This window comes from Collinsella aerofaciens (genome assembly GCF_015546965.1).
GTDB classification, from domain to species: Bacteria; Actinomycetota; Coriobacteriia; order Coriobacteriales; family Coriobacteriaceae; genus Collinsella; species Collinsella aerofaciens_X.
Genome location: NZ_JADMUF010000002.1, coordinates 232,394 through 246,667, shown reverse-complemented (window position 1 = coordinate 246,667; position 14,274 = coordinate 232,394). Strand labels below are relative to the sequence as shown.

Annotated in this window: 13 protein-coding genes; all 13 read right to left on the bottom strand. The window is 61.1% G+C overall.

Annotated elements, in window-relative coordinates:
• Window positions 1-3: 3 nt before the first annotated feature.
• Window positions 4-381: a diacylglycerol kinase family protein gene (locus I1M21_RS02800; RefSeq protein ID WP_117797781.1), complete on the bottom strand. Its 378-nt coding sequence runs from the start codon at window positions 379-381 to the stop codon at window positions 4-6.
• 9 nt (window positions 382-390) lie between these two features.
• Window positions 391-900, bottom strand: coding sequence for an rRNA maturation RNase YbeY (gene ybeY, locus I1M21_RS02795; RefSeq protein WP_117654802.1), 510 nt, complete (start codon window positions 898-900; stop codon window positions 391-393).
• The gene (locus I1M21_RS02790) at window positions 897-1,883 is read right to left on the bottom strand and encodes a PhoH family protein (RefSeq protein WP_195192324.1); all 987 of its coding nucleotides are present in this window, start codon (window positions 1,881-1,883) and stop codon (window positions 897-899) included. The genes ybeY and I1M21_RS02790 overlap by 4 nt, the downstream gene beginning before the upstream one ends.
• Window positions 1,864-3,156, bottom strand: a complete 1,293-nt coding sequence (locus tag I1M21_RS02785; protein ID WP_195192323.1) for a MiaB/RimO family radical SAM methylthiotransferase — start codon at window positions 3,154-3,156, stop codon at window positions 1,864-1,866. Before I1M21_RS02785 ends, I1M21_RS02790 begins: the two co-directional genes overlap by 20 nt.
• 9 nt (window positions 3,157-3,165) lie before the next feature.
• Window positions 3,166-4,314 carry a molecular chaperone DnaJ gene (gene dnaJ, locus I1M21_RS02780; protein WP_195192322.1) on the bottom strand — a complete coding sequence of 383 codons (1,149 nt, stop codon included), beginning with the start codon at window positions 4,312-4,314 and terminating at the stop codon, window positions 3,166-3,168.
• An 81-nt stretch (window positions 4,315-4,395) separates the two neighbouring features.
• Window positions 4,396-5,499 carry a DnaJ domain-containing protein gene (locus I1M21_RS02775; RefSeq protein ID WP_195192321.1) on the bottom strand — a complete coding sequence of 368 codons (1,104 nt, stop codon included), beginning with the start codon at window positions 5,497-5,499 and terminating at the stop codon, window positions 4,396-4,398.
• A 58-nt stretch (window positions 5,500-5,557) separates the two neighbouring features.
• The gene (hemW, locus tag I1M21_RS02770) at window positions 5,558-6,790 is read right to left on the bottom strand and encodes a radical SAM family heme chaperone HemW (RefSeq protein ID WP_195192320.1); all 1,233 of its coding nucleotides are present in this window, start codon (window positions 6,788-6,790) and stop codon (window positions 5,558-5,560) included.
• 2 nt (window positions 6,791-6,792) lie between these two features.
• Window positions 6,793-7,836 (bottom strand): tRNA dihydrouridine synthase DusB, encoded by a 1,044-nt coding sequence (dusB, locus tag I1M21_RS02765; protein WP_195192319.1) that lies wholly within the window; start codon window positions 7,834-7,836, stop codon window positions 6,793-6,795.
• A gap of 4 nt (window positions 7,837-7,840) precedes the next feature.
• Complete coding sequence (lepA, locus tag I1M21_RS02760) at window positions 7,841-9,652, bottom strand: translation elongation factor 4 (RefSeq protein WP_055285150.1); 1,812 nt, start codon at window positions 9,650-9,652, stop codon at window positions 7,841-7,843.
• Window positions 9,653-9,748: 96 nt separating this feature from the next.
• A complete protein-coding gene (gene rpsT, locus I1M21_RS02755; RefSeq protein ID WP_022094714.1) occupies window positions 9,749-10,015 on the bottom strand; it encodes a 30S ribosomal protein S20 in 267 nt (88 codons plus the stop codon).
• A gap of 133 nt (window positions 10,016-10,148) precedes the next feature.
• On the bottom strand, window positions 10,149-11,111 hold the full coding sequence (gene holA / locus I1M21_RS02750; protein WP_195192318.1) for a DNA polymerase III subunit delta: 963 nt from the start codon (window positions 11,109-11,111) through the stop codon (window positions 10,149-10,151).
• Window positions 11,112-11,189: 78 nt separating this feature from the next.
• Window positions 11,190-13,493, bottom strand: a complete 2,304-nt coding sequence (locus I1M21_RS02745) for a DNA internalization-related competence protein ComEC/Rec2 (protein WP_195192317.1) — start codon at window positions 13,491-13,493, stop codon at window positions 11,190-11,192.
• Window positions 13,490-14,203, bottom strand: coding sequence for a helix-hairpin-helix domain-containing protein (locus I1M21_RS02740; protein WP_195192316.1), 714 nt, complete (start codon window positions 14,201-14,203; stop codon window positions 13,490-13,492). The genes I1M21_RS02745 and I1M21_RS02740 overlap by 4 nt, the downstream gene beginning before the upstream one ends.
• Between the last annotated feature and the right edge of the window lie 71 nt (window positions 14,204-14,274).

The window sequence follows — 14,274 nt, the reverse complement described above, 5'->3', positions numbered from 1 at the left end:
TTTCTAAATAAAGTCGAGCGCGTGGGCAAATACCAGTACGCCCACAATCGCGGCGGTGATGGAAAGAACGTATACGGAGGCGGCGGCGATGTCCTTCGCACGCTTGGCCAGCGGATGGAGCTCCTGGGTCGCTAGGTCGACGATGGCCTCCATAGCGGTGTTGCACAGCTCGCCGTGAATCACCAGGCCACAACAGATGATAATCGTGGCCCACTCGGCAATGTCGAGCCCCACGATACAGCCGGCAATGACAGTGCACACGCCCGCCACGAGCATGACCTTAATGTTGCGCTCGGTCTTGACGGCGGTGACGAAGCCCTCCATGGCGTAGGAAAACGACTTTAAGAAGGACGGATGGTCCTTGTTCGATCCGGGAATCATAGACGGCTCCTAGTCGTGGGCGTGGTTGGTGATGGGGCCGACGTGGACTAGCTTAGGGTCCTCGCCGCGCTCGAGCGCCAGATCGCGCAGGATGGCGTCCTCGCGGGCCTCCATGACCTCGGCCTCGTCGTCCTCGATGTGGTCATAGCCCAGCAGGTGCAGCATGCCGTGAACGAGCATCAGACGGCACTCGTCAGCGGGGCTATTGCCAAAACCGGGGGCCTGACGGGCAATAACCTGCGGGGCCAAGATAATATCGCCGAGCTCGAGCGTCTCATCGGCGGGAATGTCATCGTCAAAGGCCGAATCGCACTCAAACGAGAGTACATCGGTGGTGCGATCGATACCGCGCCACTCGTGGTTGAGCTCGTGCATCTCGTCCTCGTCGACATACGAAAGGGAAATCTCGACTTCACGCTCAACGCCCTCGGCGGCAAGCACGACCTCGCAGATGTGCTCCACCTCCTGCGCATCGAGCAGCGTATCGAGCTCGGCATCGTTGCTGATCAATACACTCAACGGGACTCCTTTCGGTCGCGCGGGCGCTGCTCGCGCACGTCATCATAAGTGTCGTATGCCTCGACGATACGTCCCACCAAGGCATGGCGCACCACGTCGGCGCGCTCGAGGTGCGAAAATGCGACATCGTCGACACGGCCCAAAATCTGCTCAACGTCGGCAAGACCGCCACGACGACCCACCAGGTCGCGCTGGCTCAGGTCGCCGGTAATCACGAACTTGGAGTTAAAACCCAAGCGCGTCAGAAACATCTTCATCTGCTCAGGCGTGGTATTTTGCGCCTCGTCGAGCACCACGAAGGCGTCGCTCAGCGTGCGGCCGCGCATATAGGCAAGCGGGGCGATCTCGATCACGCCGCGCTCCATAAGCTCATCGGTGCGCTCGCGATCCATCATGTCAAAAAGGGCGTCGTAGAGCGGACGCATGTAGGGATCGATCTTTTCCTCAAGGGTACCGGGCAAAAAGCCCAGATTCTCCCCCGCCTCGACAACCGGACGCGTCAAGATCAGACGGCCCACCTCGTGACGCTTGAGCGCGGCAACGGCGAGCGCCATAGCCAGATAGGTCTTACCGGTACCGGCAGGACCCAAGCCAAAGGTGATTGTATGCGAGCGAATGGCATCCACATAGCGCTTTTGCCCGAGCGTTTTGGGGCGAATGGCACGACCGCGATACGAAAGCAGCACGTCATCGCGAAGCGACGTAGCCTCGTGTTCACCGTCGCGCAGAACGGCCAGACAGCGCGAGACATCGTCGGCAGAAAGCGTGCGCCCGGCAGCAGCCTCACGAAAGGCATGTTCGAAAAAACGCGCCACGAGTTCGACCTCATCCGGGTCACCGCTCACGGCGATGCTATCGCCACGGGCGACCACATGGGCGCGAACCAAGTTCTCGAGTGCACGAAGGACGCCGTCGCCGGCGCCCAAAACGCGCGAGGGGTCGATACCCTCGGGAACGGTAAGTCTAATCTTCGAGGCTTCCATGAACCTCCCTGCGCGCATGGACCAAGCCGGAATCATCGACTACGATGATAGCAACATCGAGCAGGCACGGGGCTGTGAGTCCACAGGTATCGTCAAGACGGGCATGATGGAACGAGCCGAGCGTCAGGTTGTCACCATACTCGAGCACGGCACGCTCGACCGTGCCCACGCGACGACGAGCGTCGGCAATAGCGAGCTCCTGTGCCGCGGCCCGCATACGGCGGCTGCGCTCGGCCATGACCTCGGGCGGCACCTGGTCGGGCATATCGGCAGCAAGGGTACCGGGACGCTTGCTATAGCGAAACACGTGCATGCGCGAAAAGCCCACGCGACGGCACAGCGCCAGCGACTCCTCAAACTCCTCGTCCGTCTCGCCGGGAAAACCGACGATGACGTCGCACGAAAGAGACGCCTGGGGCAAGTTGGCGCGAATCATGCGCACCGTCTCCTCGAAGTCCTCGGCGCTATAGGGACGGCCCATACGATGCAGTGTCCTTGTGCAGCCGGACTGCACGGGCAGGTGCAAAAACGGAGCGATGCGCTGCGGATAGCGCGCCATGACCTTAAGCAAGGACTCGGAGATATCCATGGGCTCGACCGAGGAAATGCGCACATGCGGAATGGACGTGCGCTCCATAATCGCCTCGAGCAGTTCATCGATCTCGACGTGTTCGTCAGTCGCGCTCTTGCCATCGTAGGCGCCAAGGTTCACACCCGTCAGCACCACCTCGGGCACGCCGGCCACCTGAGCCTCGCGAACCTGCTCGAGCACGGACTCGACCGGCACGGAGCGCTCGGGGCCGCGAGCCTTCCACACAATGCAATAGGTGCAACGATGGTTGCAGCCGTCCTGGATCTTCACGCCCAGACGCGAGCGACCGAGTGCGTCGACAACCTCGCCGTCGCTGCAGGCGGGAACGTTATCGGACTCAACGCCCAGCACCTCGCAGACGCGTTCGGCGACATCGATCTTGGACGGCTCGGCGATCACGCGGTCCGAAAGCTCCAGCAGCTCCTCGGGATGCAGATTGACCACGCATCCGGTCACGACCACATAGGGCTCGTTTGGATGGGCCAGCGCATGACGGACGGCCTTACGGGTCTTGGCCTCGGCCTCGCCCGTAACGGCACAGGTGTTAATGACGATCAGATCGGCATCCTGAGGCTCCACAATAGCAAAGCCCAGGCGCATAAGATCGGCAGTGATACGGTCAGACTCAACCCGGTTGACACGGCAGCCGAGGTTGACGACGGAAATATGGGGTGCGAGCACGCGGGCTCCTTAATCGAGGATGTCGTCGAGGGCACTCTTGATACGGTCGGTCACCGACTTCTTACCGGATGCGACGTCATCGCCCATCTCGTCGGCAAAGGCGCGAAGCAGCTCGCGCTGCTTATTGGAAAGGTTCGTGGGGACGACCACACGCAGCTGCACGATCAGACGACCGCGCGAACCGCCACCGCCGATACGCGGCATGCCGTAATTGTTGACGCTCACGGTGTCGCCGTACTGGGCGCCGGCGGGGACGCACACCTTGACGACCTCGTCAGGCATAATGCCCTCGACCTCGATCTCGCATCCGAGCGCAGCCTGCGCAATCGAGATATCGCTCACGAGGTACAGGTCGTCGCCGTTGCGCTTAAAACGCTCGTGGTCGGCGACGCGCACGTTAACGATCAGGTCACCCGAAGGCTCGCCGCGAAGGCCGGCCTCGCCAAAACCGCTCACGCGCAGCTGGCGACCGGTCGAAACGCCGGCGGGAATATCGATATCGATCTTTTCGTGCGAAGGCGTGCGGCCCTGACCGTCACAGGTCTCGCAGGGATGGTCGATGACCGTGCCTTCGCCGTGGCAGTCGGGACAGGGCGAAGAGGACTGAACCTGCCCCAGGAAAGAACGCTGGACCGTCGTCACATAGCCCGTGCCATGGCAACGGCTGCACTGCTTTTCCTGTGCGCCCTCGGCCCTACCGGTGCCGTTGCAATCCTCGCAGGGGGCAAGGCGGTCATAGCTGATCGTCTTTTTGCAACCGAGTGCCGCCTCCTCAAGGGTCACCGAAAGGGAGATGGCCATATCGCGGCCGCGACGACGCTCGCGGCGATTTCGGGCGCCACCGCCGGCACCGCCGCCAAAGAACGAAGAGAACAGGTCGTCCATGCCCATGCCACCAAAAATATCGTTGATATCGACGTAGCCCGAACCACCAGGGCCGTCGGCAGTGCCGTAACGGTCGTAGTTAGCACGCTTCTGCTCATCGGAAAGAACGGAATAGGCCTCGTTGAGCTCCTTGAACTTGGCCTCGGCCTCGGGGTCGTCCGAAACGTCCGGGTGTACGGTACGGGCCTTCTTTAGAAACGCGCGCTTAATCGTCCGCGCATCGGCATCCTTGTCGACGCCAAGTACCTCGTAGTAATCCCTATTTTCCGACACGACCGAATCCTTCCGACTTTCATTCTTGTCACAGTGCGTCCTATACCCAAGCTGGGCCGGCCGCAAACAGAGGGCTAGATGTTATTGCATTGCGTAGGGCGAAAGCATGGCACGTTGCGAGCAGCTCGCAAACCAAACCGACACGAGAGCGAACATAAATCCGTTGGCAAAACCGTTGGCAAACTGCATCGCGCCGCGCTTCCACCACAGCAGGCTGCGATGAAGCACACCGTCCGAAAGCACCATGAACAGGCCCATGGTAAACGGAATAAAGCACATCACGGCAAAGGCCGAGAACACGCCCGAGATGGCCGAGAGTACCAAAAACGGCGCCACGATGCCCATCAGGTAAAAACCGGTACGAGCTTTGCCTTCCAAGCGCTCGGCTTCAACATGGGCGCGACCGACCAGGTCGCCGCCCGCGGCACCGTTGGTGCCAGCATGACCCATGCCGCTAATGCGGACCTCATCGCCATCGTGCGTGCCGGCAGGAAACTCAATCGTCTGCTCGGAGGTTACGCGAGTACGACCGCTGCCACCGCAATCAGGGCAGGGGTCGGCTACGACCTTACCGGAACCACCGCACTCGGGGCAGACCGACTGGAACGTGCCCGCACCAAACAGAAAGGACAGGTCGACGTCGATGTGGCCGCGACCGCCGCAGCTCGGACAGGTATGTGCATGCTCGGAGGAGACAGAACCCGAGCCTCCGCAGTGACTACAGGTATCGAAGCGCGTGTAGCGGACGGTCTTGCGGGCACCGCCCTTGGCCTCCTTGGCGTCGAGTTTGATATCGACGACCACATTGGCGCCGTTCTCGGGATTGTAGGCAGCCTGCCCGCGACGCTGCTGGCCCCAGGCGCCACCAAAGGGAAAGCCGCCCTCAAAAGGATTGCCATAGCCTGCGCTGCCGGCGTAGCCGCCACCATAGGGTGAAGCCGTAGGGGCACCGGCAAAGGGATTGCCAGAACGCATGGCGTCGTAGCGCGCACGTTTTTGCTCATCCGAAAGCACGGCATAGGCCTCGGAAACCTCTTTAAACTTTTCCTCGGCATCCGGCTCTTTGTTGACGTCCGGATGGAGCTTGCGGGCCTTTTGCTGAAAGGCCTTTTGAATATCACGCGAGGTGGCGTCCTTGGAGACACCCAGAATCTCGTAGTAATCTTTTTCATTCATCGTCGCCATGCGCGGCAACCTCCTGCTCACAGCAGCGTATATATTCCGGTAATTCTACCCGAGCGGCCTAAGCTAGATCCCAAAACAGCTCGAACAGAACATTTCCATCGAGCCAGCCCAGGTGGGTCGGCGCCAGACGAGCTCGAACATGGCCCGCGACGACATCTGCCGAAGTGAAGGGTCCCTCATGGACCCCGAGCGTCTCGGACACCCAAGTGGCAAGACCCAATTCGAGCGCGCGATCGCAGGCAGCTGCCAGCTCGCCCGTTGGGATGACGCAAGCCGCACGTACCAACAGGTCGGACGCGACACCGCGCGTCATGCGACAAGCGAGCATCAGGTCTTCGGCCGCAGCCTCGCGCTGCGAGAGATATTCGGCCTCGAACGCACTCGCGTCATCGTCGCGTTGCACCAGACGCACGCGATACGCATCGCCGCGAGCGGGCACGCTAGGAAACAGCCCGGCCAAGCGATCGAAATCCTCGGCGTCGAGCATACCGGCGGCAGAGCGACCCAAGCCCAGATAGCCCTGTCCGGTCCAATAGGCAATGTTGTGGACGCATTCATGACCGTCAAGCGCATAGCTTGCCACCTCATAGGGGTGATAACCGGCCGCGCCCAGGCGCTCACGCGCCACATCCATGCATGCTGCCTGAAAATCCTCATCAGGCTCGAGCGACTCGTCGCGGCACGCCATGCGATAAAGGGGCGTCCCCTCCTCGAGCGTGAGCGGGTAGACCGACACATGATGCGGAGCCGCCGCCAGCACGCCATCGAGCGTACGCTTCCAACTCGCTGCAGTCTGCCCGGGAAGTCCGCACATCAGGTCGCACGACACGTCAAGCCCAGCGTTCTTGACCGTCGCGATGGCGGCGAGCGCCCGATCGGCATCGTGAATACGGCCGATGGCGGTAAGTTCGGCGTTATCGAGCGTTTGCACGCCCAGAGAGACGCGTGTGACACCAACCTTGGCAAGCGCAGCGGCAAGTTCGGCGGTCAGCGACTCGGGATTGGCCTCGCAGGTAAACTCAACGGAGGCGCACCACGCACGAATACGACGCGCCAGCTCTACCAGGCGCTCCCCCGCCAGCGACGGCGTACCGCCGCCAACATAGACGGTGCGGATATGGTCAAGGGCCCCAGCCTTGCCAAAAGCATCGAGGCGCGCGAACAACTGCTCAAAATAGGCATCGAGTGAAGCGTCCAGGTCGCACGGGGAAAAGCTGCGCGAGTCAAAGTCGCAGTAGCGGCACTTTTGGGCACAGAACGGCACGTGCACGTACAGCGCGGTGACGGCCACCCTTAAGCCTCCAGCGGATGAGCGGGCACCGACTCACCGGCGGCAAGCGCGGCCTCGCAGACCACCACATCACGCTCGATCTCATCGACCAGCGCCATAAACTCCTCGTACGTGGAGCAGCGCACCACATGGGCACGCCAAGCAGCGGCATGGGGCATGCCTTTTAAGTACCAGCTTGCGTACGTGCGGGCACGCGACATGAGCGGCAGGAGCTCATGCGTCAGCGTTAGGTGCTCACGCAGGGCGTCCAGGCGCTCGACCGAGGAGCGAGAAGGAACCGGCGTGCCATCAAGTGCAAGGGCGCGAGCATCGCCGAACACCCAGGGGTTGCCATAGATACCGCGCGCGATAAACACCGCGCTGGCGCCCGAGTTGCGCAGATGCTCCGCGGCATCCTCGGCGGTAAACACGTCGCCCGAACCGATCACGGGAATCTCAACGGCGTCGGCAACCTCATCGACGACCGACCAATCGGCCTGGCCCGTATAGAGCTGCGTGGCGCAGCGGCCATGCACCGCCACCGCGGCGGCACCGGCGCCTTCGAGCATCTGGGCAAACGTCGCGGCATTACGGTCCTCGGCATAAAAGCCTTTGCGAATCTTGACGGTCACGGGTACATGCGCCGCGCCCACCGCCGCCTCGACGATCTTCTCGGCCAAATCGGGCGTGCGCATGAGCGCCGAGCCCTCGCCCTTGGTAACGACCTTGCGGGCGGGGCATGCCATATTGATATCGATGAGCGACAGGCGATCGCCAACGCGCTCCTCGACGGCGGCGACGGCACTCGCAAACTGATCGGGCTTGGAGCCAAAGAGCTGCACACAAATCTGCTGCTCCTCGTCGGCCGGCAGCACCAGGCGCCACGTTTTGTTGCTGGCATAGGCAAGGCCTGCCACGCTCACCATCTCGCTGTAGGCAAGGTTGGCACCGCGGCGGCGGCACATGATGCGGTAGGCAGGGTCGGTCACGCCCGCCATGGGAGCCATAAGGAACGGTTGCTCGGCATAGGCGCCCAGCAACCGCTCGCTGTATTCGGAAAGCGCCATAGGCCTACTCGTCCACCTTGAGAATCGCCATAAAGGCCTCCTGCGGGACCTCGACCGAGCCGATGGCTTTCATGCGCTTCTTGCCCTCTTTCTGCTTCTCGAGCAGTTTGCGCTTACGCGAAATATCGCCGCCGTAGCACTTGGCAAGCACGTCCTTGCGACGCGCCTTGACGGTGGAGCGGGCAATGATCTTGTTGCCGATAGCACCCTGGATGGGCACCTCAAACAGCTGACGCGGGATGATCTCCTTGAGCTTGTCGCACAGACCGCGGGCCAGGCCATAGGCCTTGTCCTTGTGCACGATAAACGACAGCGCGTCCACCTCATCGCCCGAAAGCAAGATATCGAGCTTCACAAGCTCGGAAGGACGATACTCGTTGAACTCGTAGTCGAGCGAGGCATAGCCCTTAGTGCGGCTCTTGAGCTGGTCAAAGAAGTCCAAGATGAGCTCGGCAAGCGGCATATCAAAGCGCATCTCGACCGATTTGCTCGTCAGGTGGATCATGTCGGTCGTAACGCCGCGGTGCTCGATGGCGAGCTGCATGACGGCGCCCGTGTACTCAGGCGGGCAGATGATCTTTGCCTTGAGGTAGGGTTCCTCGATACGCTCGATGCGCGTGGCCTCGGGAAGGTCCTGCGGGCTGCGGACATCGATCATCTCGCCGTCGGTCTTGTAGACGTGATAGTCGACCGAGGGACTCGTGGCAATGAGGTCCAAGTTGAACTCGCGCTCCAGGCGTTCCTTAACGACTTCCATGTGCAGCAGGCCCAGGAAGCCCACGCGGAAGCCAAAGCCGAGCGCCACCGAGGTCTCGGGCTCCCACACCAACGACGGGTCGTTGACGTGCAGCTTATCGAGCGCGTCACGCAGGTTCTCGTAGTCCTTGTTATCGATCGGGAACAGGCCCGTATAGACCATGGGCTTAGCCTCGCGGTAGCCGGGAAGCGGCTCAGGGCAGGGATTCGACGCCCACGTGAGGGTATCGCCCACGCGCACGGCCTCGGGGTCCTTCAGGCCCGTGACCACGTAGCCCACCTCGCCGACCGTCAGCGCATCGACCGGAGTCTCGGCGGGACGCTTGACGCCCACGCCATCGACCAAAAAGTCACCCTTTGCCTGCATCATGCGCAGGGTATCGCCCTTTTTGATGGAACCGTCAAAGATGCGCACCGTGGCGACGACACCACGATACTCGTCGAAGTACGAATCCAGGATGAGCGCCTTGAGCGGCGCGTTCGCATCGCCCTTGGGCGGAGAGATCAAAAAGACAATGGACTCCAGCAGATCGTGGATGCCCTCTCCGGTCTTGCCCGAGACACACACGGCATCATCGGCAGGGATCGCCAAGTCATCCTCGATCTCGGTCTTGACCTCATCGGGATGGGCCGAGGGCAGGTCGATCTTGTTGATGGCCGGCACAATGTCCAGATTGGCGTTCATGGCGAGCGTCGCATTGGAGACGGTCTGCGCCTCGACACCCTGGGTGGCATCGACGACGAGCACCGCGCCCTCGCAGGCGGCCAGCGAACGCGAGACCTCATAGGTAAAGTCCACGTGGCCCGGCGTATCGATGAGGTTGAACTGATACGTCTCGCCGTCGTCGGCGTCATAGGACACGCGGACGGCGTTGGACTTGATCGTGATGCCGCGCTCGCGCTCGATATCCATGGTGTCGAGCAGCTGCGACTCCATGTCGCGCTCGTCGACGGTATGGGTGAGCTCGAGGATACGGTCACTGATCGTGGACTTGCCATGGTCGATGTGCGCAACAATTGAGAAGTTGCGGATGTGGGAAATGTCAATTGAAGTATTCATGCGGACTATCTTACCCGAGCGATACAAAAAATGGAGCCTGTTCCATAAAACAGGCTCCATTTATGCGCGTAATCTGTGTGGTGTGAAATTTACAACTTAGGCGTTGATGCTGTTCACAAGCTTGGCAAGACCGGACTTGCGGTTGGAAGCCTGGTTCTTGTGGATAACATGCTTGGCGGCAGCCATGTCGAGACGCTTGGTGACGGTCTTGAGGGCAGCCTGGGCCTTCTCGGCGTCGCCCTCGGCGACGGCGGACTGGACGTGCTTGGTCAGCGTCTTGAGCTCGGACTTGACAGCCTTGTTACGCATGCGAGCTGCCTCATTGGTGCGGATACGCTTCTTCTGAGACTTGATGTTTGCCACTTCTGGAGTTCCTTTCGAGTTCCTTGCAAAAAATGTATGACACCTCTGAGACACGGTGAGGTCATGCAAGCGCCTACTATAGCACGCTCCCCCTCAAAGGGATAGAACGAATTTGTCAAATAGGCAGGTATCATCACGATTTTCTCAAGATGTTCGTAATCCAGAGCAAAAGCGCGGTCTGAGAATCGGCCGAACCCTTCAGCGCGAGCTCCACATCGACCGCGCCCTCGAGCGCGGCAACGAGCTCTGCCATCGAAAAGCGACGTGCCCAGGTCAGGTGATTCTTGACCTGCCAGGACTGGAGCTTAAGTGTTGCGGCCAGCTCACGACCCTGTCCGCGCGCATCGAGCGCCTTGGCAACGATAAGCTCGCGAATGCGCCCGCACAGCAATGTGTAAATCCACACGTAGCTCTTGGCGGGCAGTAGATTGAAGAGCTCGAGCGAGCGGCGCATGTCACGGGCCGAGACCGCATTGAGAAAGTCCCAGGGCTGGACTTCGGCCGTGCGCACGATCCAGCGCTCCACATCGGCAAGCTCAATTTGCGGCGCCTCGACCATCTGGGCAAGCTTGGCCAAGTCGTTATCGAGCATGCGAGTGTTCTCGCCCGAGCGCGAAACGAGCTCCTCGGCGGCGGCCGTCGAGATCGACTTGCCGTGCTGCGTCGCCATCTGCTGCACGCGGCGCGGTAGCTCCCAGCGCTTGGTGCCGGAGCAATCGATCACAGCCTTCTTGTCGATCTTGGCGATCGCCTTATACAGGCGCGTGTTCTTGGCAAGCGAGTCGGCGATGATGAGGCAGACCGTTGTGGGGCTGGGACTCGCCAGATACTCGACGAGCGGCTCCGAGACCGCCTTGGCGAGCTTTGAGCAGCCGTCAAGGATTACCAGGCGAAACTCGCTGCCCATCGGAAAGGTGTTAAGCGATCCGATAATGGACTCGATATCGGGGTCCTTGGTCATGTCGCGCTCGTCGAGGTTGAACTCAACCATACCCGACTTTTTCAGACGCGCTTTCATACGCGAGACGGCGTGATCGCGCTTGACTCCGTCGGTACCGACAATCAGATATGCCGGCAGCAGACCGGTTTCGGACATTGCGCTCCCCTCCCGCAGGCCTTCATATTCGTTCCGTGCCATTCTAGCCCAGGGGCCCACCACACGCCAACGACGTCGTCACGGTCGCTGGCATCGCATCGCAAAGCCATTCGCAGTCGGCGTGACGGTAATGTCGCCGTGTTCGATGGTGCACGCGAACACGCCGCCCGCTTCCTTAACGGCATCGATGCAGGCATCGGACGGATGGCCGTATCGATTCCCCTCGCCCGCGCTCGCGAGGGAAAGCTCGGGCTTCAGGACGTCCAGCAACTCACCATCGACTGAAACCTTGGAGCCGTGATGCCCAAGTTTAAGGACATCGATATCCCCCACCTCCTGCACGAATTCCCGTTCTTGGTCGATCTCGGCATCACCGGTGAGGAGCATACGCAGGCCCTTGCCTTCCTGAACATATGAGAGCAGCAGGACAAGCGAGTCCTCATTTCCCTCGCCATCCACGGACTCGAATGGCCACATCACGCGGGCGCAAAATGAGCCGATATCGACCGTATCCCCACGGCGCACCTGCCGATACTCCACGCCAGGTCGGTTCAATACCTCGGCAGGAGCATCCTCCAGCGCATCCGCCGCCACGGCAATCGTACCGACCGAAAACTGTTCGAGCACGGCAGGCAGACCACCCCAGTGATCCTCATCCCAATGCGTCACAAAGACGGCATCGATATGGTGCACGTTATTGCGAACCAACGCCGCCACCACGCGCTCGTCGAGCCCGCAGTCGACGAGTGCCACTGCACCGCCCTGGCGGATAAGAATCGCATCGGCCTGGCCCACATCGAGCACCGTCACAGAAGGCGGAGCAAATCGATCCCAGTAGACGTACGGAATCGCAGCCAGGAACACCAGACATGCAAGCCCCACCGCCACAGGACGTGCACGGGGACGCGGCCACCAGACCAGCAGCACCGCCAGCAAACACGGCACTAGATAAATCCACATGCTATCGGGCGGCACGCTCACGGATGCACCCGGCACGGCGGCAAACAGCTGCTCGAAGAACAGCACGCAACGGGAGGCAATCATGGGCACAACGAGCGCCCAAGTCCGCAACGGTGCCACGAGCGAAAAGGGAACCAGCACGATCGACACGGCAAGCAGTACGCTCACCACCGGACCGATGACCGCATTTGCCAGCGGAGCAATGAGCGAGAACGTACCGAAGGCAGGAATGGTAATGGGAAGTGTCGCCAGTTGCGAGCACAGCGTGACGGAAAGCATGCTGGCAACGTCTGATGGCACACCCAGCTCACCCAAAGCGTAGGTCGCATAGGGGCAAAAGCACAGAATGGCTAAGACGCTGGCACATGAAAGCTGAAAGCCCATCTCGAACAGAACCGTCGGCCGCAGCAGCACAAAGATGGACATGGTTACGAAGAGCGCCGATGCGCCATGCCGGCGCCGCCCCGCGCCGTTTACGACAAGCGTCGCGAACACCATGCAGCACGCGCGCACGGCCGAGGGAGACGCGCCCGTAAAGGCAGCGTAGCCCACAAGCGTTATCGCCAATATCGCCCGTTGAAGACCGCGTGAGCACCGAGTCTTTTGCAATACACCCTCGATTACAAACCCCACGATTGCCAAGTGGCTGCCCGAGACGGCGATAAGATGCGCCGTTCCCGTCACCGAAAACCAGTCGCCCGCCGGCTGGGCGCGCAGCTCGGCCGAACGACCGCAGACGACACCGGCTATAAGTGCACGCGCCGGGTCGGTCGCAGGCGCGATGGACGCAAGCAGCCCATTTCGCATCCGAAGAAGCGACCCCGGAGAGTCCTCATCGACCGACAAAATCCGAACGACTTTAACCTTGCGCACCTCGCCTCGGAGCACGCGCGATCGTCCATACGCATCGTTCTCAAAACGTGAAACGCGACCGATAACACGCACGTGCGCCCCGACCTTGAGCTCGAGGTCGCACGATAGGCGAACCATTGCCAAGTTCTTACCGTCCGCGCGTGCCTCGCAGGTATAGGAATACACGTCGTCGTTTATGGATGGGTCACCCTGCACGACAAACTCAAGGCTGCTTGCCGCTCGACCGTCGAGCGCCTTCGAGGCGCTTAGCACGCCCACAGCCCACCACGCCGAGACGACCGCTCCCGCCACGAGACCGACGGACGCGGCATACAGCCACCGCTTCCAAGGGGCAAGCCGCGCACAAGATTGAGCCAGCACAACGAATACCGCCGCCGTAACGGGAATGGCCCATAGCGGCCCGACCGCCGAAGCCCGCTCCCACAGCAGCGCATCGGCGGCCACGTTGAGCACCAAGGCGCAGCTCATGCACATGCCGGCACACAGGGCCATCGTCCACGGCATCAGAGGCCGCGGAGGCATCACATGCTCGCGCTCGGTCGCACTCATACGCAGATGGAATCTTTGATTTTGGCAAGCTTCTTCTCGCCGATTCCCGACACACGCATCAGATCGTCAACCGAGGCAAAAGCACCGTTCTTTGTCCGCTCATCGATAATCGACTGGGCCATGGAGGGACCGATGCCAGAGAGCGTCTGCAGCTCTGCCGCGCTTGCCGTATTAATATTTACTAGGCCTGTTGCGCCACTCACGCCCGATGATGCGGAAGCCCCACCATCAACACCAACTTCCGCAATGGACGCCTGCTGCTCCCCTACCGTTGGAACGTGAATCTTCTGTCCATCGACGACCTTAGATGCCCGATTGAGCCCCGTAACGTCTGCCTCGGGCGCCAGCCCGCCGGCGGCATCAATCGCCTGAGCCACCCGCGCGCCGTCCTTGAGACGATATACACCGGGCGACACAACGGCGCCATCAACATCGACATAAACCTCTGCCGCGGCAGACGCCTTAGGCGAAGAGCCTTCGGATGTCTTTCCGCTCGAGGCATCGCCGGATCCCGGCTCCACTAACGAACCCGAACCATCAGTGTGCTCAAACGACACACTGCCGGCACCGCCGCCAAGGTTCGCCATCGCCAGTCCACTCGCCATCGCAATGACGACCAGTATCGCCATCACCACTGCCTTATGACCGAGCAGCTTGTCCGCCAAGCGGTCCATCCGTTTGACCCGTTCGTGTTGTTCGCGCTGCGCCATAGCAAAACCTCCCAACAACATCGTGTCAGGAAAAGAGTCCTGCAACAGCCATTCTCCAAAACCGGTTTTCG